We start from the raw sequence: 25,145 nt of genomic DNA, 5'->3' as shown, positions 1-25,145 counted from the left end.
GAGTTTGAACGGGACTGCGGGGTGGGGTGCGTCACGTAGCGTTGTGCGGCCTACCGGGTGAGTGCGGACGGCTCGTTGAGGCGGGTCAGTTTCCGTGGGTTGCGCACCACGTAGATGCGGGTGATCCGCCCGTTCTCCACCGTGAGGCTCACCGTGGACGGCTCGCCGTCGAAGTCGAGCCGGCCCGCGGGAGCGCCGTTGAGCCACACCGCCGTCGTCTCGAACGCGGCCACCTTCCGGTGCGCGCCCGCGAGCACCTGCGCCACGAGTTCGACCCCGTGGAGGGGAGCCAGTGCGGCGGCCACGAGCCCGCCCCCGTCGGTGATCAGGACCACGTCCGGCGCCATGACCTCCATCAGCTCCTTGAGCTGTCCGGTGCGCAACGCGGCCAGGAACCGGTCCACCACCGCCTGCTGCTCCGACCGGCCCACCTCCACCCGCGGCCGCCGGGCCGCCACGTGCTCGCGGGCCCGGCGCGCGATCTGCCGCACCGCGGCCGCGGACTTCCCGACGGCCTCGGCGATCTCGCCGTACGACAGCTCGAAGACCTCGCGGAGCACGAAGACCGCCCGCTCGGTCGGCGCGAGTGTCTCCAGCACGGTGAGCATCGCGATCGAGACGCTCTCCGCGAGTTCGACGTCCTCGGCGACATCGGGGCTGGTCAGCAGCGGTTCCGGCAGCCACTCGCCCACGTAGTCCTCGCGGCTGCGCGACAACGTGCGCAGCCGGTTGAGCGCCTGCCGGGTGACGGTCCGGACGAGGTACGACCGCGGGTCACGCACCTGTGTGTGGTCGACGTCGGCCCACCGCAGCCAGGACTCCTGCAGCACGTCCTCCGCGTCGGCCGCCGACCCGAGCATCTCGTAGGCGACGGTGAACAACAGGCCGCGATGGGCGACGAACGGGTCCTCGGTCATGCGCCGGAGTTCGCGGATCGCGCGGCCAGGGGGATCTCGCACGCGTCGGAGTAGCCCTGCGACGTGATCCCGTGCGCCGTGTTGGTCCTGGTAGCGAAGTTGGCGAAGGCGATGAACACGGTCAGCTCGACCAGCGCCGCCGGGCCGAGCCGGTCCAGCAGGCTCGCCGACTGCTCGTCGGTGACGGTCGTCGGCGTGTTCGTCATGGCCTCGGCGTACTCCATCACGTCCCGCTCCAGCGGCGTGAACACGTCCGACTCCCGCCAGCGCGGCACCTGGCTCGCCTTGGGCAGGTCCAGGTGCTGGTTCTGCGCCTGGAAGTAGCCGATGTCGAGGCACCAGCTGCAGCCGACCTGCGCCGCGACGGCCATGTGCGCGAACGACTTGAGGCTCGCGTCGGCCGCGTCCCACTCGGCCACCCTGGCCCCGAACTCCAGGTTGGCCAGGGCGAGGGCGGGGTTGTTGAACGCCACCTCGACGGGCTCGGGCACGGCACCGAGCTGCTTGATCATGTTCTCCTTCAGCTCGGTGGGAAGCTCGGCCTTCGGAATACGCGGTGTCATGCGGTTCTCCTTGTCCGGTGGCCTGTCGGCCTGTCTGACATGAAGACACCGCCGGGCCAGCGTGTGTGACACCCGCCGAGTTGATGATCCGGGGCGTCGTAGAGCTTCGTACCCCGGTGGGAATTTCCGAATTCGGGCAAGCGGAGGGCGGTTTCGAGGGGCGTTGGATCGTAGGCTGCCGCTCATGTGCGGAATCGTGGGTTATGTGGGGTCGCAGTCGGCGCTCGAGGTCGTGATGGCCGGGCTGAAGCGGCTGGAGTACCGGGGTTACGACTCGGCAGGCGTCGCCGTGCTGGCGGACGGCGGGCTGGCCGCGGCGAAGAAGGCCGGGAAACTGGTCAACCTGGAGAAGGAACTGGTCGACCGGCCGCTGCCGGCGGGCTCGACCGGCATCGGCCACACCCGCTGGGCCACCCACGGCGGCCCGACGGACGCGAACGCGCATCCGCACCTCGACAACGCCGGCCGGGTGGCGGTCGTCCACAACGGCATCATCGAGAACTTCGCGGTGCTGCGGGCGGAACTGGCCGAGCGTGGTCACGAGTTGTCGTCCGAGACGGACACCGAGGTGGTCGCGCACCTGCTGGCGGAGGAGTACTCGTCCTGCGCCGACCTCGCCGAGTCCATGCGGCTGGTCTGCCGCCGCCTGGAGGGCGCGTTCACGCTGGTCGCCGTGCACGCCGACGAGCCCGACGTGGTCGTGGGCGCGCGCCGGAACTCCCCGCTCGTGGTGGGCGTGGGCGAGGGCGAGGCGTTCCTCGCCTCCGACGTCGCCGCGTTCATCGCCCACACCCGCTCGGCGATCGAGCTGGGCCAGGACCAGGTGGTCGAGCTGCGCCGGGACGGCGTGACGGTGACCGGCTTCGACGGCCGCGAGGCGGACGTGCGGTCCTACCACGTGGACTGGGACGCCTCGGCCGCCGAGAAGGGTGGCTACGACTACTTCATGCTCAAGGAGATCGCGGAGCAGCCCAAGGCTGTCGCCGACACGCTTCTCGGCCGCATCGACGCGGCCGGCTCCCTGACCCTGGACGAGGTCCGGATCTCGCCGTCCGAGCTGCGCGAGGTCGACAAGGTCGTCATCGTCGCCTGCGGTACGGCCTTCCACGCCGGCCTGATCGCCAAGTACGCCATCGAGCACTGGACGCGGATCCCGTGCGAGGTTGAACTGGCCAGCGAGTTCCGCTACCGAGACCCGATCCTCGACGGCCGCTCCCTGGTGATCGCCATCTCCCAGTCCGGCGAGACCATGGACACCCTGATGGCGCTACGGCACGCGCGCGAACAGGGCTCGAAGGTCCTGGCCATCTGCAACACCAACGGCTCGACGATCCCTCGCGAGTCGGATGCGGTGCTGTACACGCATGCGGGGCCCGAGGTGGCGGTTGCCTCCACGAAGGCCTTCCTGACGCAGCTGGTGGCCTGTTACCTGGTCGCTCTGTACCTGGGGCAGGTGCGGGGCACCAAGTGGGGCGACGAGATCCGTGCGGTGATCCGGGACCTGTCGCAGATCTCGGGTGAGGTCGAGCGGGTCCTGGACACGATGGAGCCGGTACGGGCGCTCGCCCGGTCCCTGGCCGACAAGAACACGGTGCTGTTCCTGGGGCGGCACGTGGGGTATCCGGTCGCGCTGGAGGGAGCCCTCAAGCTCAAGGAACTCGCCTACATGCACGCCGAGGGCTTCGCTGCGGGCGAGCTGAAGCATGGTCCTATCGCGCTGATCGAGGAGGACGTGCCGGTGGTCGTGGTCGTGCCGTCGCCTCGCGGCCGGTCCGTCCTCCACGACAAGATCGTCTCCAACATCCAGGAGATCCGGGCGCGTGGGGCGCGGACGATCGTGATCGCGGAGGAGGGGGATGAGGCGGTGGTTCCGTACGCCGACCATCTGATCTGGATCCCGGCGACTCCGACCCTGCTGCAGCCGATGGTGGCGACGGTGCCGTTGCAGGTCTTCGCGTGCGAGTTGGCTACCGCCCGGGGCAACGAGGTGGATCAGCCGCGGAATCTGGCGAAGTCGGTGACGGTGGAGTGAGGCGCTGAGGATCACCGGCGGTCGGTCCAGCCGGTCGTGGACACCACCTCGTGTGCGATGTCCACGACCGACCTGCCGTCCGTCGCGATCCGCAAAGCGTCCGCAGCGGCCTCCTGGTCCAGCAGACGGGCCTTACGGGCACTGCCTGCCAGCTCACTCTCCAGCTCCGACCCGAGTTCCCGGCGCACCAGCCGCTCGTGGGCCGTGGCATCGGTGGCCGTGAGCAGCACCCTTACGATCCTCACCCCGCTCCCCATGGCCCGCTCGAACATGCCGGTTACCTCTGGCAGCACGCTGAGGGTGTTCGTGTAGATCAGCCTGCGGTAGCCGCGCCGGGAGTAGTTCGACCACACCGCGGTGAGATTGCTTTCGGTGATCTCCGAGCGGTGAGGGTCTCCCTCGGGGGCCGGGTGCACCGACCCCATGAAGTCACCGTCGATGACGGCGTGGGGGACAGTGGCGGAGCGCAGCAAGGCCGAGACTTCCCAGGCCACGGTTGTCTTGCCGACGCCGGCTCGTCCTCCGATGAGGAGTAATTCTGCCACTCAGGTGCCTTTCAGGGCGTTGATGAAGGGGGTGAATGCTTCGGCCGGGAAGGTGAGGGTTGCGTTGGCCGGGGCCTTTGAGTCGCGGACGGCGGTGTGGGTGGGGGAGGTTGCGATCTCCACGCACTCGTTGCCGTCGCCCTCGCCCGAGTAGGACGACTTTCGCCAGTTGTCCATAGGGTGCCTCACAGGTCGTTTGTCAGCCGGTGGATGAAGTCACGGGACTGGTCCGGTTCGAGTGATACTGCCTCCACCGTACGGAAGCGCGTTCGATAAGTGTTCAGCTGGGCCTCGGAATCGATAAGGATTGAGCCGTGAGGCGCGTCCCGTACCACTGTGTCCAGCTTGGGCAGGGGTCCACCCACGTACGTCATCGTGCTTGAGGCTGTGGCGAATCCGTCCAGGTCAAAGGGGATGACGCGCAAGGTGATGTGGTCCGCTTCGGAGAGCTCAAGAAGCCGGATGAGTTGAGCCTTTGAGGTGGCGCGGTCGCTGACTCTGATCCGAAGTGCCGCCTCGTGGATCACCGCTTCGTACGGGATGGTGAACTCCTGGCGCTCCTTTCGGTGCTGGATGCGCAACTCAAGTTCTTCGCCGGTCAGTTCCGGCAGCCTGGACGAGAAGACGGCACGCGAGTAGTCCTCCGTCTGCAGTAGGCCGGGCACGTACAGGATTGCCACGTGACGTAGGAACCGGGCGTGGTGCTCCAACTCGGAGAGGTCCAGGAACGACGTGGGCAGTTGGCTCCGGTACTCCTCCCACCAGCCGCGCGTCCGATCCGTGGCCATCGCGACCAGGGCGTCGATGAACTCCTCGTGAGTACAGGCGTAGTGGGAGGCGAGGCGGCGGAGTCGCTGCTCGCTCACGCCCGCGAGCGCGGACTCGATATGGGTGATCTGGGCGGGGCCCACGCCGAGCAACGCGGCTGCCTGGCGGGAGTTGAGACCCGCAGCCTCGCGAAGTCTGCGCAGTTCAGTTGCCAGCCGCATCTGGCGTGCCGTTGGTTCGCGCCTCTTCACCATCGACTGGTCCTCCTAACGCCCCTGTAGGTGCGACTCGTTCGGCGTCAGATTACGCGACCGGCTTGCTGCGTCCCTAGATTTAGATCTACCGTCGGTGACGTAACGCACACACAGCGAGACGGAGTTGTCGCATGCCCGAAACCTGGGACTACACCCTCTACATCCCCAACGACCTCAGAGCCGTCACCGTCTGCCGCCGCACCCTGCGTCTGATCCTCACCCTCCACGGCCTGATCGGACTCGTGGACACAGCGGAGCTGCTCGCCACCGAGCTGGTCTCCAACGCCGTACGCCACACCAAGGGGCCCGCTGCCCTCAGGGTCCGCCGCTCCCCGGAGGGGGTGGTCTGGATCGGGGCCTGGGACACGGATCCCGCGCCGCCGGAACCGCCACGGCCGTTGACGCTGGTGGGTGAGGTGGAGGAGGGGCGAGGGCTGGGCCTGGTCAAGGCTTGTGCGGACTACTGGGGCTGGCAGCCGTCGGCCAGGTTCGGCAACCGGGGCAAGTACGTGTGGTGTGAGCTGGGGGCGTGAGCCGTTCTACGCCGGACGCATGATGTGTCGGCGACGGCACAAACGCTCCGGCTCCACGGGCTCGTAGCTTCGAGATCCATGCACACGAGCCAGGAGGCACCATGGCGGGCAAGAACACGGGCGTCCCGATCGAGGAGCATCCGCTGCTGCGGAACCTGCGCAGGCATGGGACGACGGCCAGGGTCTTCTTCGGGTACGTCGGGTCCACGGACGGCAACGAACACGTCGAGCTGTACCCGAGCCTCTACGACCTGTCCCAGAGCATCAGGATCCCCAGGGCGGACATCCTCCACGCGGAGGAGGCTCCCGCACAGGTCATGCCGTTCGGCGGCACGGTGCTCTGGGTGCGGGCGGACGCCACCCTCGTGCGGCGCCGGGAGGAGAACGTCGCCGACGTCCACGGCACGCCCACACCATCCGCGGAGTCCGGACGCCTGCGTATCGGGAGACGCGCCCGGCTGCGCATGGAGCGCGCGGACGACTGGGACCCCAATTGCACGAGCTGCCATTCGCCCTGCAGTACCTGCCACACCGACTGCAGCATCTGCGTGTCGACCTGTCAGGTGCAGTTGCCGCAGGTGCAGGCGCTCCGGGCGGAATAGGGAGCGGCAATGAGTCTCCAGGCCATCGATCGCAGCGCGGCCGTCGACTGGAGCGCGGCCGTCGACCATGCGGCGCCGTATCTCATCGAGAAGCTCCTCAAGGAACGGGTAGTCGACGAGGCCGCCGAGGCGGAACTTCTGTTCCGCGAGGTCAAGCGGTACTTCGTGATGGCGCACGAGGACCCCGGCCGGTCCTGGCAGATGCACTCGCTGCGGGTCGACGAGGTGTGGCACCAGTTCATCCTGTTCACCACGGAGTACGAGGCCTACTGCCGGCGGTTCTTCGGCCGGTACGTCCACCATGCCCCCAGCAACGCGCCCGTCCCGGACACGGCGGTGCCTCGCCCGAAGCCGTCGTTCCACGAGTTCAGGGCCTACTACGAGCGCCTGTTCGGCGAGGCCCTGCCCGACGTCTGGTACGACGCCCGGACGCTGACCCCGCGCCGTCGGCTCGTGAACGAGCAGGCGGGGCAGCAGCGGATCCGGGTGGAAGGGGACGAGACCCGGCTGATCGCGCCCGACGGTGAGGTCCTGGTCAGCGTCAACCGGCTGGCCGCCGAGGCGTTGGCGTTCATCGCCCGCACCGGCGCCTTCTACGTGCGCGAGCTGCCGGGCGGGCTGACGGACGCCGAAAAGGTGGAACTCGCGGCGGCCCTGGTGGAGGACAAGGTTCTCCGAGCCAGCGGATGACCCCGCACGGGCCGCGGTCCGGCCGCACGTCGTCGTACGCCGCGCTCCGCCCGGACCGCGGCCCGAGCTCGCTCGTCCTGGACGCTCTCGACCTGCTGAGGCGGGGGCACGGGCGGGCCCTGGACATCGGTGCTGGGCCGCTGAGCGACACCCGCCACCTGCTGCAGGCGGGCTTCGACGTCGACGCCGTCGACCCGGACGCGGTGACCCTCCGGTACGCCGAGCGGCTGGGCGACCCCCGGCTGACCGTGATCCCCCGCGACATCCGCGAGGCCGACATCCCGGCGGGCCGGTACGACCTGGTACTCGCCGTCCACGTACTGCCGTTCCTGCCGCGGCGGGACCTGCCGGGTGTCGTAGCGGCGATCCGGACCGGACTGACCGAAGACGGCCTGTTCTGTTGTACCTTCTTCGGCGTCAACGACTCCTGGGCCCGGTGGGGCCGGCCCCTGACCTTCCTGACCCGGGCCGAGGTGCACGGACTGTGCACCGGCCTGCGGGCGGTGGCCGTCACCGAGCGCGAGTACGACGGCCACGACGCCCACGGCAGGCCGAAGCACTGGCACATCGTGCGGGCGATCCTGCGGCGGGTCGCACCGTAGGGTGCTCACCATGAGCATCATCGGGGTCGGAATCGACGTCGCCGAGATCGATCGGTTCCGGGCGTCGCTGGATCGGACGCCTGGGCTGGCCGATCGGCTGTTCGTCGAGCGTGAGTTGTTGCTGCCCAGCGGGGAACGCAGGGGCATCGCGTCGCTCGCGGCGCGGTTCGCGGCCAAGGAGGCGCTGGCCAAGGCGCTGGGTGCGCCGCCCGGGCTGCACTGGACCGATGCCGAGGTGTTCGTCGAGGACAGCGGGCAGCCCCGGCTGCGGGTGAAGGGGACCGTGGCCGCGCGGGCGGCGGAACTCGGGGTGCGGTCCTGGCATGTGTCGCTCAGCCATGACGCGGGGATCGCGTCGGCCGTGGTGGTCGCCGAGGGGTGATGCCCCGGGTGTGACGGCCGGGGTTTCCGGGGGAGACTCGATGCCATGCGTACTGCGTACAGCGTGGAGACGGTGAGGGCGGCCGAGCGGGAGTTGATGGCGCGGCTTCCGGAGGGTGCGCTGATGCAGCGGGCCGCCGCGGGGCTGGCCGCTGCCTGCGCGGACCTGCTCGGGCGGGTGTACGGCAGCCGGGTGGTGCTGCTCGTCGGGAGCGGGGACAACGGCGGCGACGCCCTGTACGCGGGGGCGCGGCTGGCGCGACGCGGGGCCGGGGTCACGGCCGTACTGCTGGCGAAGCCCGAGCGGACCCATGCCGAGGGGCTCGCGGCGCTGCTCCGGGCGGGTGGGTGTGTCGCGGCCGACGGCGCTGCCGAAGAGGCCGTCGAGCGGGCCGACCTCGTCGTGGACGGCATCGTCGGGATCGGGGGCAAGGGCGGGCTGCGGCCGGACGCGGAGGCGCTGGCCGGTGTCGTCGAGCGGTCGCGGGCCGCTGTCGTCGCAGTGGATCTGCCGAGTGGGGTCGAGGCGGACACGGGGGAAGTGCGGGGCGCGGCGCTGCGGGCCGACCTCACCGTCACCTTCGGGACGCACAAGCCGGGGCTGCTGATCGACCCCGCGCGCGAGTACGCCGGGTCGGTGCGGCTGATCGACATCGGGCTCGACCTGCCGCCGGACGCCGAGCTGGAGGCGTTGCAGCACGCGGATGTGGCACGGCTGTTGCCGGTGCCCGCGGCGGAGAGCGACAAGTACCGGCGGGGGGTGGTCGGGATCGCCGCGGGGTCCGCGCGGTATCCGGGAGCCGCGGTGCTCGCCGTCTCCGGGGCGCTGCGGGGTGGGGCGGGGGCCGTACGGTACGTCGGTCCTGCGGCGGAGGCGGTCATCGCTCGGTTCCCGGAGACGCTCGTGTCCGACCAGGGGCCTGCCAAGGCCGGGCGGGTGCAGGCCTGGGTGGCCGGGCCGGGGGCCGGGGACGATGCGGCGACCGTGGCGGAGGTGCTGACCGCCGATGTGCCGGTGCTGCTCGACGCGGACGGGCTGCGGCTGGCCGGGCGGAACGCCGTGGCCGGGCGTACGGCGCCGACGCTGATGACTCCGCATGCCGGGGAGGCGGCGGCGTTGCTCGGGGTGCCGCGGGAGGAGGTCGAGGGGGCTCGGCTGGCTGCGGTGCGGGAGTTGGCGGCGGTGTATCGGGCGACCGTGCTTTTGAAGGGGTCGACGACGTTGGTCGCGGACTCCGGGGGTGGGGCTGTGCGGGTGAACGCCACGGGGACGGGGTGGCTGGCTACGGCCGGGAGCGGGGACGTGTTGTCGGGGCTGGCCGGGTCTTTGCTGGCGGCGGGGTTGTCCGCGTTGGACGCGGGGAGTGTGGCGGCGTATCTGCATGGGCTGGCGGGGCGGTTCGCGGCTGACGGGGCGCCGGTCGGGGCACATGACGTCGCGGAGCGCATTCCGGAGGCGTGGCGGGACGTACGGGGTTGACCTGTTGCCCGGAGTGGGGGCTGAGCGGGGGTGGGTCGCGCAGCCCGGCGCTGACGGGGTGCCGCTGCGCCCACCCGTGCCGCCCCAAGCGGCACGACTGCCCGCAGTTACGGACGGTGTCATGGTGGTCGACGGGGCTGCAATTCCCCAGGGGCGCGGGGAACTGCGCGACCAGCCCCTACTCACCCGCAGCCATCCACGCAGCCGCTGCAGGGTGGGCACCGCCCCAGCGGCACGACTGCCCGCAGTTACGTAGCTACGCGGGTGTCAGCCCTTCAAGTAGGCCAACACCGCCAACACCCGCCGATTCGCCTCCGGCGACTGCTCTATCTCCAGCTTGCTGAAGATCGACGCGATGTGTTTCGCCACCGCGCTCTCGCTGATGTGGAGGGCGTCGGCGATGGCCGTGTTGGAGCGGCCCTCGGCCATGAGGGTGAGGACCTCGTGCTCGCGGGGGGTCAGGGAGTCGGTCCGGCCCCGCTTCTCGCTGCGGGTCAGGAGCTTGGCGATGACCTGGGGGTCCATCACCGTGCCGCCGGCGGCGACCGTGTGCAGGGCGTCGATGAACTGGGCGGTGTGGGTGACGCGGTCCTTGAGGAGGTAGCCGACCGCGCCCTCTCCGGAGGCGAGGAGTTCATGGGCGTAGAGCTGGTCGACGTACTGGGAGAGGATCAGGACCGGCAGCCGGGGGCGGGTGCGGCGGGCCTCCAGGGCCGCCTGCAGCCCCTCGTCCGTGTGCGTCGGCGGCAGGCGGATGTCGATCACGGCGACGTCCAGGTCCGTCTCGCGCAGGGCCCGTACCAGCGCGGGGCCGTTGTCGACCGAGGCCACGACCTCGCAGCCGTGCTCGCGCAGGGTGCGGGTCAGGCCGTCGCGGAGGAGGAAGAGGTCTTCGGCGAGGACGACGCGCACGGGATCTCCAGGGTCGCGGTGGTCGGTCCGCCCGGCGGGCTGTGCAGGGCGAGGGTGCCGTCGAAGGTATCCAACCGGCGTCGTATGCCCGGGAGTCCGGTCCCGGAGGACGGGTCGGCGCCGCCGTGGCCGTCGTCTGTCACGCTCACCCGTAGGTGCGTGGCGTTGTGGGTGAGGGTGATGTCGACCCGGGTCGCCGCCGCGTGCTTCGCCGCGTTCGTGAGGAGTTCGGACACCGCGAAGTAGGCCGCCGATTCGACGGGTGCGGGGAGGCGGGCCGGTGGCAGATCCACCGTCACCTCGACGTCCAGGTGGCTGTCCAGGGCCAGGGAGCGGACCGCGTCGGCGAGGCCCCGGTCCGTCAGGATCGGCGGGTGGATGCCGTGGACGAGGTCGCGCAGGTCCTGCAACGCCCGTGCGGAGGTGGCGCGGACGTCCAGGAGGAGGGTGCGGGCGGCCTCGGGGTCGGTGCCCAGCAGGCGGGTCGCCTCGTCCAGGGTGAGGCCCAGGGCCACCAGGCGGGCCTGGGCGCCGTCGTGCAGGTCCCGTTCGATACGGGTCAGTTCGGCCGCGTGCACGTCCAGGGCGGTGGCCCGGGTGTCCGCCAGCCGGGCCACGCGGCGGGTCAGTTCGGTGGTGCGCGGGGCGGAGAGCAGGCGGTGGGTGAGGCGGGCGTGCAGGGTCGCCATGACCGGCGCCAGGCGCAGGCCCGTGGTGATGAGGACCAGGCCGAGGAGCAGGGCCGTGAGCATGCCGGCCGTGGAGGTGACCGGTACGAAGGCGTACCAGTTGCCGTCGCCCAGCCGGCGCCAGACGAAGGGCTGGACCAGCGCGCCGAACGCCCCGTACTCGACCAGCGCGAGCGGAACCGCCGCCAGCACCCCGCCCGTCCACGGCTCCAGCCAGGCCCAGCGCAGGTCGTGCCAGAAGCCGTCGTCCCCGAGGATCGCGGCACTGCCGCGGCGGGCCGACGTACCGCGGGGGAGCGGGTCGGGCGGGCTGAGGGGGCGGCCGGTCCAGCGGGCCGCGCGGGCCCGGTACCGGTCGGACACCCGGCGCAGCAGCCCGGCGGCCGCGGGCAGCACCCGGAAGCCGATCCCGAGCGGCAGCAGCGTCAACGCGCCGCCGGCCAACAGCCCGGCCCCGACCACCAGAAACCCGGCCAGCCCGACCAGCTGACACCGCCCGAGCGCGACCCAGTCCGCGCGCCGGAAACCCCCCACCCCATGCCCCCTCACCCCACGGCCGCCGGGATCGTAACCCCGCGCCTGAGCCCCACCCACGCCACCGCCGTCACCGCGCAGGCCAGCCCGAACAGGACCATCGGCACCGCCCTGCCCGTCTCCTCGTCCATGAACAGCAGCATTCCGAGGTTGACCAGGGCGTGGAAGCCGCCCGCGAGCAGCAGGCGCAGGCGTCCCCCGACTCCCTCCAGGGCCAGGCCCAGCACGACGGACATCGCGATCGTGGCGAGTAGGAACCCCACCGCGTAGGCCGGGCTCCGGGCCAGCACCTGGACGTGCCACAGGCCCCACACCGCCCCGACCGCCGCCGACGCGGTGAGCGGTCCGAAGCGGGTGCGCAGCAGGGGCTGCAGGAAGCAGCGCCAGCCGATCTCCTCGCCGCAGGCGCCGACCAGTTGGGCGAGGGCGATGAGGAGGAAGGGGTGGTGCAGGCCGCGGGGGTCGGTGGCGTGGGTGGTGTGGGTGAGGAGGGCGTACGGGCCTGCCGAGAGGAGGATGATCAGTGCGGGTGTGGCGAGCAGCTTCCGCCACGGGGCGGGCGGGTGCGCCGGGGGACCGGCGAGTAGTTCGCGCGTCAGGGACGGCCACAGCAGCGCCGCCGCGGCCACGCCCAACGCCGGGCCGAACTGGGTCAGTTGGACGACCTCCGTGGGTATCCCGGTGGCCGGTTGCAGCGCTCCCAGCGCTCCGGCCGCCACGAAGGCGACCACCAGATAGACCCCTGCCTGTGCTTTCCACCACTGTCTCGTCTGCATGGCCTCGACGATGCCGGGGCGGCGGCGCGTGCGGACTGCACCTGCCTGCCGAATCGGGCTGTACCCAGGTCCACCCCCCGGGTGACCCGTCCGCGCGGCATCCGGGTGGCCTTCCACCGCGGCGGCCCGGGACCTGGCACTGCACCTGGGGCCCGCGCGGTCCTCTGAGACACTGGGGGCGCCATGAGTGAGACTGCAGCTGTGCCGACCGCGCCCCTGCGCGCCCGGGCCGAGATCGATCTGGCCGCCCTGCGCGCCAATGTGCGGGCCCTGCGCGCCCGGGCGAAGGGCGCCGCCCTGATGGCCGTCGTCAAGTCCGACGCCTACGGCCACGGGGCCGTGCCGTGCGCCCGCGCGGCCGTCGAGGCGGGGGCCACCTGGCTCGGCACGGCCACGCCCGAGGAGGCCCTCGCGCTGCGCGCCGCCGGTCTGGACACCCGCGTCCTGTGCTGGCTGTGGGTGCCGGGCGGACCCTGGCGGGAGGCCATCGAGGCGGACATCGACGTCGCGCTCAGCGGGATGTGGGCGCTGCGCGAGGTGACGGAGGCCGCCCGGCAGGCGGGCCGGCCCGCACGGGTGCAGCTGAAGGCCGACACCGGGCTCGGGCGCAACGGCTGCCAGCCCGCCGACTGGCCCGAGCTGGTCGCCGAGGCCCTGCGCGCCGAGCGCGAGGGACTGGTCCGGGTCACCGGTCTGTGGTCCCACTTCGCGTGCGCCGACGAACCCGGGCACCCGTCCATCGCCGCCCAGCTCACCCGGTTCCGGGAGATGGTGGCGTACGCCGAGGAACAGGGCGTACGCCCCGAGGTGCGGCACCTCGCCAACTCCCCGGCCACGCTGACCCTCCCGGAGACCCACTTCGACCTGGTCCGTCCGGGTATCGCCATGTACGGCGTCTCGCCCAGCCCGGAGATCGGCACCCCGGCCGACTTCGGCCTGCGGCCGGTGATGACGCTCAGCGCGTCACTGGCGCTGGTCAAGCACGTGCCCGGCGGACACGGCGTCAGTTACGGCCACCACTACGTCACCCCCGGCGAGACCACCCTCGGCCTCGTCCCCGTCGGCTACGCGGACGGCATCCCCCGGCACGCCTCCGGCACCGGCCCGGTGCTGGTCGACGGCAAGTGGCGGACCGTCGCCGGACGGGTCGCGATGGACCAGTTCGTGGTCGACCTCGGCGGGGACGAGCCCCCGGTGGGCGCGGAGGCCGTGCTGTTCGGGCCCGGCGACCGGGGTGAGCCGACCGCCGAGGACTGGGCGCAGGCCTGCGGCACGATCGCGTACGAAATCGTCACCCGGATCGGAACGCGCGTTCCTCGCGTCTATGTGAACGGGGAAGAAGAGGGGTAACCCCTTCGGAGACGGGCGCACGCGCCCGGTTACTCCCGTCCTGACCCGTACCACGCACCACCCCTGCACCACACCAGCCCCACCGGCACCATCTGTTTCATCCACCCAGCGAACTGCAGTACGGCGAAGAGGAGCGGTACGTGAGCGAGAGCAGTGCGGAGGCCGTGGCGGACGTCGTCGCCTCGGCGGCCGCCGCCGCCTCCGCCGCGGAGGCGGCCGGCAGCTGGCGCAGGGCGACCGGCATCGCCGGTGCCGCGATAGGCGTGCTCGCCGCGGGCGCGGCCGCCGGTGTGGCCATCGAGCGGATGACCGTCGGCCGCGGGATGCGCCGCAAGGCCCGGCTCGCGCTGGACTCGGCGGGCCCCTACGGCACCCTGCGCGGCACCCCCGGCAAGGCGCACGCCGACGACGGCACCGAGCTGTACTACGAGGTCGACGACGTCGACCCCGACCCCGGCCCGAACGTCTCCCCGCGCCGCCGCCGGCTCTTCGGCCGCAAGGCACCCGCCCCGGTCACCGTCGTCTTCAGCCACGGCTACTGCCTCAACCAGGACTCCTGGCACTTCCAGCGCGCCGCCCTGCGCGGGGTCGTCCGGACCGTCCACTGGGACCAGCGCAGCCACGGGCGGTCCGGGCGGGGCGTGGCCCAGACCCAGGACGGCGTGCCCGTCACCATCGACCAGCTCGGCCGCGATCTGAAGGCGGTCCTCGACGCGGCCGTACCGGACGGGCCGATCGTGCTGGTCGGCCACTCCATGGGCGGGATGACGATGATGGCGCTGGCCGCCCAGTACCCGGAGCTGATCCGGGACCGGGTGGTCGCCACCGCCTTCGTCGGCACGTCGTCCGGACGGCTCGGCGAGGTCAACTTCGGGCTGCCGCTGGCCGGCGTCAACGCGGTGCGCCGGATCCTCCCCGGAGTGCTGAAGGCGCTCGGGCAGCAGGCGGAGCTGGTGGAGAAGGGCCGCCGGGCCACCGCCGATCTGTTCGCCGGGATCATCAAGCGGTACTCGTTCGCGACCCGGGACGTCGACCCGGCCGTGGAGCGGTTCGCCGAACGGATGATCGAGTCCACGCCGATCGACGTGGTCGCCGAGTTCTACCCGGCCTTCACCGACCACGACAAGACCGAGGCGCTCGCCTGCTTCCGGGACTTCCCGGTGCTCGTGCTGGCCGGGGTGCAGGACCTGGTCACGCCCAGCGAGCACAGCGAGGTCATCGCCGACCTGCTCCCGGACGCCGAGCTGGTGCTGGTGCCGGACGCGGGGCACCTGGTCATGCTGGAACACCCGGAAGTGGTCACCGACCGGCTCGCCGACCTGCTCACCCGCGCGGGTGCCGTGCCCGCAGGGGCTACCGTAAGTGGCTATGGAAGCACCAGCAGCACCGCACAACCCCGCTGAGACCCGGCTGACCGTCACCTCTCCCGAGCAGATGCGGGAGCTGGGCCGCCGACTGGCCAAGCTGCTGCGCGCGGGCGACCTGGTGATGCTCACCGGGGAGCTGGGCGCGGGCAAGACGACGCTGACCCGCGGGCTGGGCGAGGGAATGGGCGTCCGTGGCGCGGTCACCTCGCCGACCTTCGTGATCGCCCGGGTGCACCCCTCCCTCGGCGACGGCCCCCCGCTCGTCCACGTCGACGCCTACCGGCTCGGCGGCGGCCTCGACGAGATGGAGGACCTGGACCTCGACGTCTCCCTGACCGACTCGGTGATCGTCGTGGAGTGGGGCGAGGGCAAGGTCGAGGAGCTGACCGAGGACCGGTTGCAGGTCGTCATCCACCGCGCCGTCGGAGACACCACGGACGAGGTACGGCACGTGACGGTGACCGGGCTCGGGGAGCGGTGGGCCGAGGCCGGCCTGGACACGCTGGACGCCTGATCCGCCGTACTTTCCGACAAGCCGTCGGCAACATGTTGCGCCGGGCGTCCCGGGCGTGGTCACATGGTATCCAGCCAGTGGTTAGGTGTACCTAACTACGCCCGCCCCCGCACGTCAGGAGGCGTCCATGCCCGCTTCTCGACCCACGGCGCAACCGGCCGGGCCGCTCGTGGTCTCCGGGGTGTCCATGCACGACCTGCTGGCGTCGTGCGCGGCCGCGGCCACCATCTCCCGACCACCACGGCAGCCGGAGCCCGAGAAGACCGAGCAGGCCGGGCGGGCCGAGCGGGAGCAGGGGCACCGCCGGGCCGCGTAGCCGCGGCTAGCGGATGACGACGACCGGTACGCCGATCGTCGCGAACCTCCACATCGCGTCGCCGTCCTCGCGCCACTCCCGGATACCGCCCGTCTTCACGCCCTCGGTGGTCATCCCCGCGCCGCTGCCCACCGCCGCGCTGAAGCCGATCACCACCCCGTCCACGCTGGTGAAGCGCACCACGTGCTCGATGGGAACGCCGTCCGTCCCGGTGACCGCGTTGGAGCGGGACGTGACCCAGTACCGGCCCACCGGCGGGTCGACCGCGCCGGGGTGCACCCCGAAGCTGCGCTGCACCACGTTCCTCTCGTCGACCAGCCAGACCCGGTCGTCGTCCACCGAGTACACGACCCGTTCACCCGTACCGGAGTCGCCCGGCAGGGCGCCCGGGTTGCGCAGGTCGCGCGGCGCCTTGCTGGCGCTCGCCGAGGGCGACGCCCCCGCGCCGGCTCCGCCGGCCAGGCTCGCCGGTACGGTCGCCTGCGCCTGGTAGGCGAGGAAGCCGACGGCTCCGAGGGCCGCCGCGGTGAGGCCGGCCACGATCCCCGAGCTGGTCCCTGCCACGTCCGTCCACCTCTGCCTCGCGCCATATGTCGTACTTCGTACAGACCGTAGCAGTCAGTCACCGTCTGCCCCGGACGGCGATGCGGGCGGCGCGGGCGCCGTAGGCTGTTCGCGTGCTCTTGCTCGCTCTGGATACCGCCACCCCCGCCGTCACCGTCGCACTGCACGACGGGACGGACGTCATCGCGTCGTCGAGTCAGGTGGACGCGCGCCGGCACGGGGAGCTGCTGCTGCCGGCCGTCGACCGTGTGCTCGCCGAGGCGGGGCTCAAGCTGGAGGCCGTCACCGGGGTCGTCGTCGGCACCGGCCCCGGCCCCTACACCGGCCTGCGCGTCGGCCTGATGACCGCCGACACCTTCGGCCTCGCGCTCGGCGTCCCCGTGTACGGCCTGTGCACGCTGGACGGGCTCGCCTACGCCGCCGACATCGAGAAGGGCCCCTTCGTCGTGGCGACCGACGCCCGGCGCAAGGAGGTCTACTGGGCGACGTACGCCGACTCCCGCACCCGCCTGACCGGCCCGGCCGTCGACCGCCCCGCCGACATCGCCGAGCAGGTCGCCGGGCTCCCCGCGGTCGGCGCGGGCGCGCTGCTCTACCCGGACACGTTCCCGAGCGCCCACGAGCCCGAGCACGTGTCCGCCGCCGCCCTCGCCGCGCTGGCCGCCGAGAAGCTGGCCGCGGGCGAGGAGCTTCCGGCCCCGCGCCCGCTGTACCTGCGCCGTCCCGACGCCCAGGTCCCCAAGAACTACAAGGTGGTCACCCCCAAGTGACCGGACAGTTGCGCGAGATGCGCTGGTGGGACATCGACCCCGTCCTCGAACTGGAGAAGGACCTCTTCCCCGAGGACGCGTGGTCCCGCGGCATGTTCTGGTCCGAGCTGGCCCACTCCCGGGGCTCCGAGGCGACCCGGCGCTACCTCGTGGCCGAGGACGCCGGCCGCATCGTCGGCTACGCGGGCCTGGCCTCCTCCGGCGAGCTGGCCGACGTCCAGACCATCGCCGTGGCCCGGGACCAGCAGGGCACCGGCCTCGGCGCCCTGCTGCTCACCGAGCTGCTGAAGGCCGCCACCGCCTTCGAGTGCTCCGAGGTCATGCTGGAGTGCCGGGTCGACAACGTCCGCGCCCAGAAGCTCTACGAGCGCTTCGGCTTCGAGCCCATCGGCTTCAGACGCGGCTACTACCAGCCGGGCAACGTGGACGCCCTGGTGATGCGCCTGACCACGGAATCCAACAGCGGCTCCGCCGCGGGTTCATCCTCCGTACAAGGAACCGAGACCAATGACTGACGAACCTCTCGTCCTCGGCATCGAGACCTCCTGCGACGAGACCGGCGTCGGCATCGTCCGCGGCACCACCCTGCTGGCCGACGCGATCGCCTCCAGCGTCGACGAGCACGCCCGCTTCGGCGGTGTCGTACCCGAGGTGGCGTCCCGGGCCCACCTGGAGGCGATGGTCCCGACCATCGACCGCGCGCTCAAGGAGGCGGGCGTCTCCGCCAAGGACCTGGACGGCATCGCGGTCACCGCGGGCCCCGGCCTCGCCGGCGCCCTGCTGGTCGGCGTCTCGGCCGCCAAGGCGTACGCCTACGCGCTCGGCAAGCCCCTCTACGGCGTCAACCACCTCGCCTCCCACATCTGCGTGGACCAGCTGGAGCACGGCCCGCTGCCCGAGCCGACCATGGCCCTGCTGGTGTCCGGCGGCCACTCCTCCCTGCTGCTGTCCGAGGACATCACCTCCGACGTCCGCCCGATGGGCTCCACCATCGACGACGCGGCCGGCGAGGCCTTCGACAAGATCGCCCGCGTGCTGAACCTGGGCTTCCCCGGCGGCCCGGTCATCGACCGCTACGCCCGCGAGGGCGACCCGGAGGCGATCGCCTTCCCGCGCGGCCTGACCGGCCCGCGCGACGCGGCGTACGACTTCTCATTCTCCGGCCTGAAGACGGCCGTGGCCCGCTGGATCGAGGCCAAGCGCGCCGCTGGCGAGGAGGTCCCGGTCCGTGACGTGGCCGCCTCCTTCCAGGAGGCCGTGGTGGACGTCCTCACCCGCAAGGCCGTCCGCGCCTGCAAGGACGAGGGCGTCGACCATCTGATGATCGGCGGCGGTGTCGCCGCCAACTCCCGGCTGCGCGCCCTCGCGCTGGAGCGCTGCGAGGCCGCCGGCATCCGGTTGCGCGTCCCGCGCCCCAAGCTGTGCACGGACAACGGCGCGATGGTCGCGGCCCTCGGCGCCGAGATGGTCGCCCGTAACCGGGCCGCCTCCAGCTGGGACCTGTCCGCCGACTCCTCCCTGCCGGTGACGGACCCGCACGTCCCGGGCCACGACCATGTGCACGAGGTCAGCAAGGAGAACCTGTACTCGTGACGGTCGCCCTGATGTGGGAGGCCCGGGCCGCCGAGGGCCGGGGCGGGGAACTCCTCGCCTGGGTGCGGGCACAGGGGCTCGCCCGGGAGCCGGTACGGCGGGAGACCTTCCGCGCCCCGCAGGACCGGGTGCTCGTCATCACCTGGTGGGACGCGCCGTACGACGCCTCGCTGCCCGAACTTCCCGAGCCGGACGCCGAGTTGGTGACCCGGGCGGTGCACCGCTGGCGGTTCGAGCAGCTGAGTTGACGTACCGGCCCGCACATCGGCTATGATCATCACACAGCGAACGGCCGGAAATCCGGTACGAACGCAGTGCGTTGGTGGTCCAAGGAAAGACGCCCCGCTTCCTGCGGGGAAATGCAGGTGCAAGGCCTGCCCGGCGCTCCATGAACACCCCGCCCCCGGTTCTCCGGGGGCGGGGTGTTTTCCGTTACCGGCGGCCGGCCTTGTCGAGGCTGACCGCGTGCGCTTCTGGGCCTTCGAGCGCGGCCGTCCCGGCCTTCCGCTCCTGCAGGTGCGCGTACGCCATCAGGCCGAACAGGAGCGCGAGCAGCACCGCCGACGAACCGGCCGTACCGAGGTCCAGGCCGCCCTTGGCGACCGGCTTGGTGAGGAAGTCGCCCGCCGTGGCGCCCAGCGGGCGGGTCAGGACGAAGGCGATCCAGAAGAGCAGGACGTTCGGGACGGCCGGCACCTTCATCAGCGCGAGCAGCACCAGCAGCAGGCCGGTCACCAGGGCCGCGCCGCCCAGGTAGCCGAGGCCCGAACTGTCGGAGAGGAAGTCGCCCATCGAGGTGCCGAGCGTGTTGGAGACCAGGATGGCCGACCAGAACAGGGCCTCGCCCTTGAAGGAGACGATCTCGGTGATCTGGAAGGTCATCCCGCTCAGCTTCCAGCCGAGGAAGATCAGCAGCAGGATCGAGACCAGGATCGCCGCGCCCTCCGGGTAGCCGAGGCCGAGGCCCTGCGGGCCCCAGCCCAGCTTCGTGGCGCCGCCCGAGAGGTACTTGGCGCTGGCGTCCCGGTTCATGAAGTCGGACATCGTGGTGCCGGCCATGGAGGTCGACAGGATCACGGTCCAGTAGAAGAACGGGTTGTAGTGGGACGAGCGCAGCTGGATCACCAGCGTCACCACGAAGACCAGGAACAGGGCGATGGTGGTGAGGAAATAGCCGAGCTTCAGCGTCTGCGCGAACAGATCGCCCGCCGTCTCGCCCAGGGTCGTCGCGGCGATCTTCATGATCCAGAACGCCAGCGTGACCTCGGGCAGCTTCTTCATCACGGACTTCGTCGTCGTCAAGGGTGCTCCTGTCGGGGTGGGGGGTGATCAACTTCGGCCCGACCCTGCCAGGCGCAACCTGAACCCGTCCTGAACGCCGTGTCAGAGGTCTTGCGGAACCGGGTTCCTTGTGGTTCCGCTGTGGCTCAATACGTCCCCTCGCCCCCTTCCGCTCAATCAGTTCCCTCGGACACCTCCACCTCGCAGCGCAGCCGCCGATCCGCCCCGACCACCCGTACCGGCCCCGTCAGCCGCAGCCGCGCCGTGTGCCGTACCTCGGCGCTCGACGGGCCGAGGCGCAGCTCCAGCGCCCCCGGCTCCACCACCCGCGCGCCCGTGCGGTCGGTGAAGGACGACAGGTCCGGGTGGAAGCGGAAGGTCACCCGGCGGGCCTCGCCCGGGGTCAGTTCCACCCGCTGGTAGCCGATGAGCCGGACGTCCGGGCGGGTCACCGACGCCACCGGATCGTGCAGATACAGCTGGACGACCTCCGCGCCCGCGCGCTCGCCCGTGTTGCGGACGGTCAGCGAGAGGTCGTACGAGCCGTCCGTGCCGATCTCGGTGACATCGTTGCCCGTGTGGTCCTGCCAGGTGAACGAGGTGTACGAGCGGCCGTGGCCGAAGGGGTACAGCGGGGTCGGGTCCAGGCTGCTGACCTCACCGGCCAGGCCCAGCGGGGGCTGGAGGTAGGTCCAGGGCTGTCCGCCGGGCATGCGCGGGACGCTCACCGGGAGGCGGCCGGAGGGGTTCACGCGGCCGGACAGGACCCCGGCGAGTGCCGGGCCGCCCTCCTCGCCGGGGAAGAAGGCCTGCACGACCGCGCCGAGCCGGCCGTGCCAGCGGCCCAGGGCGTAGGGGCGGCCGGTCAGGAGGACCAGGATCACCGGGACGCCCGTGGTGAGCAGTGCGTCCAGCAACTCCGCCTGTACGCCGGGAAGTCGGAGGTCCGCCACATCGCAGCCCTCGCCCGAGGTGCCCCGGCCGAACAGGCCCGCGCGGTCGCCGAGGACCGCCACGCACACGTCCGCCTCGGCCGCCCGGGCGACCGCCTCCGCGAAGCCGGCGGTGTCCGGGTCCGAGACCCCGCAGCCCTCGGCGAACGTGACCTTGGCGTCCGGGAGTTCGGCGCGCAGGGAGTCCAGGACGGTCGGGATGGAGAGGCCGAGGGGGACCTCGGGGTGGTGGGCGAGGACGTGGGACGGGAAGGAGTAGCAGCCGAGCATCGCGAGCGCGTCCGCCGCGCGGGGGCCCACGACTGCGACCCGGGTGTCGGGGGCCAGGGGGAGCAGCCCGTCGGGGTTGTCCAGCAGGACCACCGACTCCTCCGCCAGCCGGCGGGCCAGCGCCCGGTTGCCCGCCGAATCGAGGTCGACGGGGCCCTCCGGTTCCGGTCGCCAGTCCTCGTCCAGCAGGCCCAGTTCGCACTTCTGGAGCAGGACGCGGCGGGCCGCCCGGTCCACCAGGGACTCCGGGACACGGCCCGCTCGTACGGCGGTCACCAGCGGGGTGCCGTAGCACTTCAGGGTCGGCAGCTCGACGTCGATGCCCGCCGCGAGGGCCAGGTGTGCCGCGCCCGCCTCGTCACCGGCGACCCGGTGCTGGGTCTGCAGGAAGCCGATGCCGAAGTAGTCGGCGACCACCGTGCCGGTGAAGCCCCACTCGTCGCGCAGCAGGTGGCTCAGCAGGCCAGGGTCGGCGGAGACCGGCACGCCGTCGGTCTCGGTGTACGCGGCCATCACCGAGCGCGCCCCGCCTTCGCGCAGCGCCATCTCGAACGGCGGCAGGGTCACGTCCGCGAACTCCCGCACCCCCGCCCGGACGGGCGCGAGGTTGCGGGCGCCGGCCGAGGACGCGTACCCGGCGAAGTGCTTGAGCGTGGCGACGATCCCGGCCGACTCCAGACCGCGCACATAGGCCGCGCCGACCGTGCCGACCAGGTACGGGTCCTCGCCGATCGTCTCCTCCACCCGGCCCCAGCGCGGGTCGCGGACCACGTCCAGGACGGGGGCGAGGCCCTGGTGGACGCCGACCGAGCGCAGATCGCGCCCGATGTGCCGGCCCAACTGCTCGACCAGCGCCGGGTCGAAGGACGCGCCCCAGGCCAGCGGCACCGGGTAGGCCGTCGCGCCCCAGGCCGTGAAGCCCGCCAGGCACTCCTCGTGGGCGAGGGCCGGAATGCCGAAGCGGCCCGCCGCCGCGATCCTCCGCTGGGCGCGGGCCAGGGCCTGGGCGCCGAGCGCCGGGTCCACGGGGGCGGTGCCGAAGGAGCGGGTCAGCTGGCCGAGGCCCCGGGTGATCAGCTCGTCCCAGTCGTACTCGGCGGTCATCTCGCGCTGCAGCGGGGCGACTCCGTCGCCGTCCGTGGCGGCGCCCACCCACACGCCGTACAGCTGGGCGGTCTTCTCCTCCAGGGTCATCCGGGAGAGCAGGTCGTCGACGCGGTCGGCGGCGGGCAGGGCGGGGTCGCGCCAAGGAGCGGTGGTCATGGAACTCCCGTCGGATGGGTCGGGATGCTCGTCAGAGGGGCTCGTCGATGCTGCGAATGTTTCGGACAATACATCGAATGTTCCGGGAACCTATGGCGAGCGAAGGCCTTCGTCAAGAGGGTCCGCAGGGATACGATCGCGGGCATGAAGCCTTCGAAGCCCGTAGAAACGCAGACGGCGACCCTCGCCGAAATCGCCCGGGAAGCGGGGGTGTCCGCTCCGACTGTTTCGAAGGTCCTCAACGGCCGTGCCGACGTCGCCCCGGCGACCCGCACCCGGGTCGAGGAGCTGCTGCGCGCCTACGGCTACCGGCGCCGCCGTGCCGAGGCCTCCCGTTCGCCCCTGATCGACCTGGTCTTCCACGAGCTGGAGAGCGCCTGGGCGATGGAGGTCATCCGGGGCGTGGAGAACGTGGCCCGGGACGCGGGCCTGAGTGTCGTGCTGTCCGAGTCCGCCGGGCGCCTCACCCCGGGCCGGACCTGGGCCGACCAGGTCGCCGCCCGCCGCCCGCACGGGGTGATCCTCGTGCTGTCCGGCCTGGACGAGTCCCAGCGGGCGCTGCTGACCAGCCGTTCCATCCCGTTCGTGGTGATGGACCCGGCCGGCGACCCCGGCCCGGACGTCCCCTCGATCGGCGCCACCAACTGGCAGGGCGGCCTCGCCGCCACCCGGCACCTGGTGGAGCTGGGCCACACCCGGATCGGCGCGATCAGCGGCCCCTCCCGGATGATGTGCAGCCGCGCCCGCCTCGACGGCTACCGCGCCGCCCTGGAGACCGCCGGACTCCCGGTCGACCCGGGCCTGGTCAGGACCGGCGACTTCCACCACGACTCCGGCTACCGCCTGGGCCTGGAGCTGCTGCGCGGCCCCGACCGGCCCACCGCCGTCTTCGCGGGCAACGACCTGCAGGCGCTGGGGCTGTACGAGGCCGCGCGCGAACTGGGGCTGCGCATCCCGGAGGACCTGAGCGTGGTCGGCTTCGACGATCTGCCGGTGGCCCGCTGGGTGGGCCCGCCGCTGACGACCGTACGGCAGCCGCTGACGGAGATGGCCGAGGCCGCCGCCCGGCTGGTGCTGGACCTGGGCCGCGCGGACGACGAGCGGGCGGCGACCCGGGTGGAGCTGGCGACCAGCCTCGTGGTGCGGTCCAGCACGGCAGCGCCGGGTGTGGCCGGAAGTTGACGTATTGACGGGTGGGAGGTGCGCCCCCACACTCCTCCGAAGTCAATCGGTTGCACGACCGAAACTTTCGGAGGCACCCGCAATGAGATCCTCCAGAACCCCTTCGAGGGCCTGCCTGGCCGCCCTGGTCACGGCTGTCGGCCTGTTCGCCGCCGGCACCGGCACCGCGCACGCCGCCGACACCCCCTTGCGCGACCTCGCGGCCGCGAAGGGCAAGGTCATCGGTACGGCGGTCACCGGCTCCAAGCTCACCGGGACGTACGGCGACATCGCCGGGGCCCAGTTCAGCTCGCTGACCCCGGGCAACGCCATGAAGTGGGGCACGGTCGAGCCCACCCAGGGCAGCTTCAACTGGAGCGAGGCCGACCAGATCGTGGCCTTCGCCCAGGCCCACAACCAGCAGGTGCGCGGCCACACCCTGGTCTGGCACAGCCAGAACCCGAGCTGGCTGACCAACGGCAGCTGGACCTCGGCCCAGCTCGGCAGCCTGCTGCAGAACCACATCAGCACCGAGGTCGGCCGCTACAAGGGCAAGATCGCCGCCTGGGACGTGGTCAACGAGCCGTTCAACGAGGACGGCACCTACCGCTCCACCCTCTGGTACAACGGCCTCGGCTCCGGCTATGTCGCCAGCGCCCTGACCTGGGCCCACGCGGCCGACCCGGACGCCAAGCTGTACATCAACGACTACAACGTCGAGGGCGTGAACGCGAAGTCCACCGCCCTGTACAACCTGGTCAAGTCCCTCAAGCAGCAGGGCGTTCCGATCGACGGCGTCGGCCTGCAGGCCCATCTGATCCTCGGCCAGGTGCCGGCCACGCTCCAGCAGAACATCCAGCGCTTCGCCGACCTCGGCGTGGACGTGGCCATCACCGAGCTGGACGTACGGATGGCGCTGCCCGCCGACAGCACGAAACTCGCCCAGCAGGCCGCCGACTTCAAGTCCGTGGTGGCCGCCTGCGCGGCCGTGGCCCGCTGCGTCAACGTCACCGTGTGGGGCTTCACCGACTCCGACTCCTGGGTGCCGAGCACGTTCCCCGGGTACGGGGCGGCGACGCCGTACGACGAGAACTACGCGCCGAAACCGGCCTACCACGGCATCGCCGAGGCCCTCGGCGGCTCCACCACCACCCCGCCCCCGACCGGCGCCTGCACCGCGGCCTACAGCGTGACCAGCCAGTGGAACACCGGCTTCACGGGGCAGGTCACGATCTCCTGCTCCGGGGCCTCGCTGTCCTCGTGGAAGGCGAACTGGACGTTCGGCGCGGGCCAGCAGATCACGCAGGCCTGGAACGCCACGTGCGCCCAGTCGGGCGCGGCGGTGTCCTGCGCGAACGCCTCGTACAACGGCTCTGTGCCGGACGGCGGTTCGGTGACGTTCGGTTTCAACGCGTCGTGGAGCGGGAGCAACCCGCTGCCCACGGTGACGTTGGGATGAGAATTT

The 25,145-nt window shown here is 71.8% G+C and carries 28 protein-coding genes; 17 read left to right on the top strand and 11 right to left on the bottom strand.

Annotated features, from left to right (window positions below):
* Window positions 1-50: 50 nt before the first annotated feature.
* Together BEK98_RS06955 and BEK98_RS06950 are read right to left on the bottom strand one after the other, a co-directional pair.
* The gene (locus BEK98_RS06955; RefSeq protein WP_094215499.1) at window positions 51-917 is read right to left on the bottom strand and encodes an RNA polymerase sigma-70 factor; all 867 of its coding nucleotides are present in this window, start codon (window positions 915-917) and stop codon (window positions 51-53) included.
* Entirely contained in the window at window positions 914-1,480 is a 567-nt protein-coding gene (locus BEK98_RS06950; protein ID WP_094215498.1) for a carboxymuconolactone decarboxylase family protein, read from the bottom strand. The genes BEK98_RS06955 and BEK98_RS06950 overlap by 4 nt, the downstream gene beginning before the upstream one ends.
* Window positions 1,481-1,664: 184 nt before the next feature.
* Here BEK98_RS06950 and glmS point away from each other — a divergent pair, with 184 nt between their 5' ends.
* Window positions 1,665-3,512, top strand: a complete 1,848-nt coding sequence (gene glmS, locus BEK98_RS06945) for a glutamine--fructose-6-phosphate transaminase (isomerizing) (protein WP_094215497.1) — start codon at window positions 1,665-1,667, stop codon at window positions 3,510-3,512.
* A gap of 11 nt (window positions 3,513-3,523) precedes the next feature.
* Here glmS and BEK98_RS06940 read toward each other — a convergent pair whose 3' ends face one another.
* From BEK98_RS06940 to BEK98_RS06930, 3 genes are read right to left on the bottom strand one after another with little or no spacing between them, the layout of a single operon-like run.
* Complete coding sequence (locus BEK98_RS06940) at window positions 3,524-4,057, bottom strand: AAA family ATPase (protein WP_094215496.1); 534 nt, start codon at window positions 4,055-4,057, stop codon at window positions 3,524-3,526.
* Window positions 4,058-4,234, bottom strand: coding sequence for a DUF397 domain-containing protein (locus tag BEK98_RS06935; RefSeq protein WP_094215495.1), 177 nt, complete (start codon window positions 4,232-4,234; stop codon window positions 4,058-4,060). It lies immediately after the preceding gene.
* Window positions 4,235-4,242: 8 nt separating this feature from the next.
* Window positions 4,243-5,079 carry a helix-turn-helix domain-containing protein gene (locus BEK98_RS06930; RefSeq protein ID WP_094215494.1) on the bottom strand — a complete coding sequence of 279 codons (837 nt, stop codon included), beginning with the start codon at window positions 5,077-5,079 and terminating at the stop codon, window positions 4,243-4,245.
* 131 nt (window positions 5,080-5,210) lie between these two features.
* Here BEK98_RS06930 and BEK98_RS06925 point away from each other — a divergent pair, with 131 nt between their 5' ends.
* From BEK98_RS06925 to BEK98_RS06900, 6 genes are all read left to right on the top strand, one after another.
* A complete protein-coding gene (locus BEK98_RS06925; protein ID WP_094215493.1) occupies window positions 5,211-5,612 on the top strand; it encodes an ATP-binding protein in 402 nt (133 codons plus the stop codon).
* A 101-nt stretch (window positions 5,613-5,713) separates the two neighbouring features.
* Window positions 5,714-6,214, top strand: coding sequence for a hypothetical protein (locus BEK98_RS06920; protein ID WP_094215492.1), 501 nt, complete (start codon window positions 5,714-5,716; stop codon window positions 6,212-6,214).
* A gap of 9 nt (window positions 6,215-6,223) precedes the next feature.
* On the top strand, window positions 6,224-6,904 hold the full coding sequence (locus BEK98_RS06915) for a glycine-rich domain-containing protein (RefSeq protein ID WP_094215491.1): 681 nt from the start codon (window positions 6,224-6,226) through the stop codon (window positions 6,902-6,904).
* On the top strand, window positions 6,901-7,506 hold the full coding sequence (locus BEK98_RS06910) for a class I SAM-dependent methyltransferase (protein WP_094215490.1): 606 nt from the start codon (window positions 6,901-6,903) through the stop codon (window positions 7,504-7,506). Before BEK98_RS06915 ends, BEK98_RS06910 begins: the two co-directional genes overlap by 4 nt.
* A gap of 10 nt (window positions 7,507-7,516) precedes the next feature.
* Window positions 7,517-7,888 carry a holo-ACP synthase gene (locus tag BEK98_RS06905; protein WP_094215750.1) on the top strand — a complete coding sequence of 124 codons (372 nt, stop codon included), beginning with the start codon at window positions 7,517-7,519 and terminating at the stop codon, window positions 7,886-7,888.
* 45 nt (window positions 7,889-7,933) lie between these two features.
* Entirely contained in the window at window positions 7,934-9,367 is a 1,434-nt protein-coding gene (locus BEK98_RS06900; RefSeq protein ID WP_208643034.1) for an NAD(P)H-hydrate dehydratase, read from the top strand.
* A 267-nt stretch (window positions 9,368-9,634) separates the two neighbouring features.
* Here BEK98_RS06900 and BEK98_RS06895 read toward each other — a convergent pair whose 3' ends face one another.
* The 3 genes from BEK98_RS06895 to BEK98_RS06885 are packed head-to-tail and all read right to left on the bottom strand — an operon-like array spanning window position 9,635 to window position 12,278.
* A complete protein-coding gene (locus BEK98_RS06895; RefSeq protein ID WP_094215489.1) occupies window positions 9,635-10,279 on the bottom strand; it encodes a response regulator transcription factor in 645 nt (214 codons plus the stop codon).
* Window positions 10,231-11,502, bottom strand: a complete 1,272-nt coding sequence (locus BEK98_RS06890) for a sensor histidine kinase (RefSeq protein ID WP_094215488.1) — start codon at window positions 11,500-11,502, stop codon at window positions 10,231-10,233. Before BEK98_RS06890 ends, BEK98_RS06895 begins: the two co-directional genes overlap by 49 nt.
* A gap of 11 nt (window positions 11,503-11,513) precedes the next feature.
* Window positions 11,514-12,278, bottom strand: coding sequence for a CPBP family intramembrane glutamic endopeptidase (locus BEK98_RS06885; protein WP_094215487.1), 765 nt, complete (start codon window positions 12,276-12,278; stop codon window positions 11,514-11,516).
* A gap of 183 nt (window positions 12,279-12,461) precedes the next feature.
* On the opposite strand from BEK98_RS06885, the gene alr reads away from it, so the two are divergent.
* The 4 genes from alr to BEK98_RS06865 all read left to right on the top strand — a co-directional run bounded on the left by alr (window position 12,462) and on the right by BEK98_RS06865 (window position 15,825).
* Window positions 12,462-13,628 carry an alanine racemase gene (alr, locus tag BEK98_RS06880; protein WP_094215486.1) on the top strand — a complete coding sequence of 389 codons (1,167 nt, stop codon included), beginning with the start codon at window positions 12,462-12,464 and terminating at the stop codon, window positions 13,626-13,628.
* 140 nt (window positions 13,629-13,768) lie between these two features.
* Window positions 13,769-15,031, top strand: coding sequence for an alpha/beta fold hydrolase (locus tag BEK98_RS06875; RefSeq protein WP_094215485.1), 1,263 nt, complete (start codon window positions 13,769-13,771; stop codon window positions 15,029-15,031).
* Entirely contained in the window at window positions 14,997-15,509 is a 513-nt protein-coding gene (gene tsaE, locus BEK98_RS06870) for a tRNA (adenosine(37)-N6)-threonylcarbamoyltransferase complex ATPase subunit type 1 TsaE (protein ID WP_094215484.1), read from the top strand. Before BEK98_RS06875 ends, tsaE begins: the two co-directional genes overlap by 35 nt.
* Before the next feature lie 127 nt (window positions 15,510-15,636).
* The gene (locus tag BEK98_RS06865) at window positions 15,637-15,825 is read left to right on the top strand and encodes a hypothetical protein (RefSeq protein ID WP_094215483.1); all 189 of its coding nucleotides are present in this window, start codon (window positions 15,637-15,639) and stop codon (window positions 15,823-15,825) included.
* 6 nt (window positions 15,826-15,831) lie between these two features.
* On the opposite strand, the gene BEK98_RS06860 is transcribed toward BEK98_RS06865, so the two are convergent.
* Window positions 15,832-16,389: a hypothetical protein gene (locus BEK98_RS06860; RefSeq protein WP_094215482.1), complete on the bottom strand. Its 558-nt coding sequence runs from the start codon at window positions 16,387-16,389 to the stop codon at window positions 15,832-15,834.
* 113 nt (window positions 16,390-16,502) lie between these two features.
* Between BEK98_RS06860 and tsaB the strand changes: the two genes are divergently transcribed.
* From tsaB to BEK98_RS06840, 4 genes are read left to right on the top strand one after another with little or no spacing between them, the layout of a single operon-like run.
* Window positions 16,503-17,159, top strand: a complete 657-nt coding sequence (tsaB, locus tag BEK98_RS06855) for a tRNA (adenosine(37)-N6)-threonylcarbamoyltransferase complex dimerization subunit type 1 TsaB (protein ID WP_094215481.1) — start codon at window positions 16,503-16,505, stop codon at window positions 17,157-17,159.
* A 17-nt stretch (window positions 17,160-17,176) separates the two neighbouring features.
* Window positions 17,177-17,674, top strand: coding sequence for a ribosomal protein S18-alanine N-acetyltransferase (gene rimI / locus BEK98_RS06850; protein WP_094215748.1), 498 nt, complete (start codon window positions 17,177-17,179; stop codon window positions 17,672-17,674).
* Entirely contained in the window at window positions 17,667-18,752 is a 1,086-nt protein-coding gene (tsaD, locus tag BEK98_RS06845) for a tRNA (adenosine(37)-N6)-threonylcarbamoyltransferase complex transferase subunit TsaD (protein WP_094215480.1), read from the top strand. The genes rimI and tsaD overlap by 8 nt, the downstream gene beginning before the upstream one ends.
* Complete coding sequence (locus BEK98_RS06840) at window positions 18,749-19,000, top strand: hypothetical protein (RefSeq protein ID WP_094215479.1); 252 nt, start codon at window positions 18,749-18,751, stop codon at window positions 18,998-19,000. Before tsaD ends, BEK98_RS06840 begins: the two co-directional genes overlap by 4 nt.
* Window positions 19,001-19,184: 184 nt before the next feature.
* Here BEK98_RS06840 and BEK98_RS06835 read toward each other — a convergent pair whose 3' ends face one another.
* Together BEK98_RS06835 and BEK98_RS06830 are read right to left on the bottom strand one after the other, a co-directional pair.
* On the bottom strand, window positions 19,185-20,054 hold the full coding sequence (locus BEK98_RS06835; protein ID WP_208643033.1) for a COG4705 family protein: 870 nt from the start codon (window positions 20,052-20,054) through the stop codon (window positions 19,185-19,187).
* A 152-nt stretch (window positions 20,055-20,206) separates the two neighbouring features.
* A complete protein-coding gene (locus BEK98_RS06830) occupies window positions 20,207-22,519 on the bottom strand; it encodes a beta-xylosidase/alpha-l-arabinosidase (protein WP_094215478.1) in 2,313 nt (770 codons plus the stop codon).
* Window positions 22,520-22,663: 144 nt separating this feature from the next.
* Between BEK98_RS06830 and BEK98_RS06825 the strand changes: the two genes are divergently transcribed.
* A complete protein-coding gene (locus BEK98_RS06825; protein WP_094215477.1) occupies window positions 22,664-23,701 on the top strand; it encodes a LacI family DNA-binding transcriptional regulator in 1,038 nt (345 codons plus the stop codon).
* Window positions 23,702-23,783: 82 nt separating this feature from the next.
* Window positions 23,784-25,139 (top strand): glycoside hydrolase family 10 protein, encoded by a 1,356-nt coding sequence (locus BEK98_RS06820; RefSeq protein ID WP_094215476.1) that lies wholly within the window; start codon window positions 23,784-23,786, stop codon window positions 25,137-25,139.
* Window positions 25,140-25,145 lie beyond the last annotated feature (6 nt).

Source organism: Streptomyces diastatochromogenes, from assembly GCF_002242805.1.
Lineage (GTDB): Bacteria > Actinomycetota > Actinomycetes > Streptomycetales > Streptomycetaceae > Streptomyces > Streptomyces diastatochromogenes.
The sequence above is the reverse complement of the archived record's forward strand: the minus strand, read 5'-3'. Positions and strand labels throughout refer to the sequence as shown.

What these genes read in the sequence shown, in the direction of transcription:
- tsaD (WP_094215480.1), top strand. Translation starts at nt 17,667, where the DNA reads ATGACTGACGAACCTCTCGTCCTCGGCATCGAGACCTCCTGCGACGAG.
- rimI (WP_094215748.1), top strand. Translation starts at nt 17,177, where the DNA reads ATGCGCTGGTGGGACATCGACCCCGTCCTCGAACTGGAGAAGGACCTC.
- tsaE (WP_094215484.1), top strand. Translation starts at nt 14,997, where the DNA reads ATGGAAGCACCAGCAGCACCGCACAACCCCGCTGAGACCCGGCTGACC.
- BEK98_RS06900 (WP_208643034.1), top strand. Translation starts at nt 7,934, where the DNA reads ATGCGTACTGCGTACAGCGTGGAGACGGTGAGGGCGGCCGAGCGGGAG.
- BEK98_RS06830 (WP_094215478.1), bottom strand. Translation starts at nt 22,519, where the DNA reads ATGACCACCGCTCCTTGGCGCGACCCCGCCCTGCCCGCCGCCGACCGC.
- BEK98_RS06910 (WP_094215490.1), top strand. Translation starts at nt 6,901, where the DNA reads ATGACCCCGCACGGGCCGCGGTCCGGCCGCACGTCGTCGTACGCCGCG.
- BEK98_RS06820 (WP_094215476.1), top strand. Translation starts at nt 23,784, where the DNA reads ATGAGATCCTCCAGAACCCCTTCGAGGGCCTGCCTGGCCGCCCTGGTC.
- BEK98_RS06955 (WP_094215499.1), bottom strand. Translation starts at nt 917, where the DNA reads ATGACCGAGGACCCGTTCGTCGCCCATCGCGGCCTGTTGTTCACCGTC.
- glmS (WP_094215497.1), top strand. Translation starts at nt 1,665, where the DNA reads ATGTGCGGAATCGTGGGTTATGTGGGGTCGCAGTCGGCGCTCGAGGTC.
- alr (WP_094215486.1), top strand. Translation starts at nt 12,462, where the DNA reads ATGAGTGAGACTGCAGCTGTGCCGACCGCGCCCCTGCGCGCCCGGGCC.
- BEK98_RS06935 (WP_094215495.1), bottom strand. Translation starts at nt 4,234, where the DNA reads ATGGACAACTGGCGAAAGTCGTCCTACTCGGGCGAGGGCGACGGCAAC.
- BEK98_RS06925 (WP_094215493.1), top strand. Translation starts at nt 5,211, where the DNA reads ATGCCCGAAACCTGGGACTACACCCTCTACATCCCCAACGACCTCAGA.
- BEK98_RS06915 (WP_094215491.1), top strand. Translation starts at nt 6,224, where the DNA reads ATGAGTCTCCAGGCCATCGATCGCAGCGCGGCCGTCGACTGGAGCGCG.
- BEK98_RS06885 (WP_094215487.1), bottom strand. Translation starts at nt 12,278, where the DNA reads ATGCAGACGAGACAGTGGTGGAAAGCACAGGCAGGGGTCTATCTGGTG.
- BEK98_RS06930 (WP_094215494.1), bottom strand. Translation starts at nt 5,079, where the DNA reads ATGGTGAAGAGGCGCGAACCAACGGCACGCCAGATGCGGCTGGCAACT.
- BEK98_RS06825 (WP_094215477.1), top strand. Translation starts at nt 22,664, where the DNA reads ATGAAGCCTTCGAAGCCCGTAGAAACGCAGACGGCGACCCTCGCCGAA.
- BEK98_RS06950 (WP_094215498.1), bottom strand. Translation starts at nt 1,480, where the DNA reads ATGACACCGCGTATTCCGAAGGCCGAGCTTCCCACCGAGCTGAAGGAG.
- BEK98_RS06920 (WP_094215492.1), top strand. Translation starts at nt 5,714, where the DNA reads ATGGCGGGCAAGAACACGGGCGTCCCGATCGAGGAGCATCCGCTGCTG.
- BEK98_RS06865 (WP_094215483.1), top strand. Translation starts at nt 15,637, where the DNA reads ATGCCCGCTTCTCGACCCACGGCGCAACCGGCCGGGCCGCTCGTGGTC.
- BEK98_RS06905 (WP_094215750.1), top strand. Translation starts at nt 7,517, where the DNA reads ATGAGCATCATCGGGGTCGGAATCGACGTCGCCGAGATCGATCGGTTC.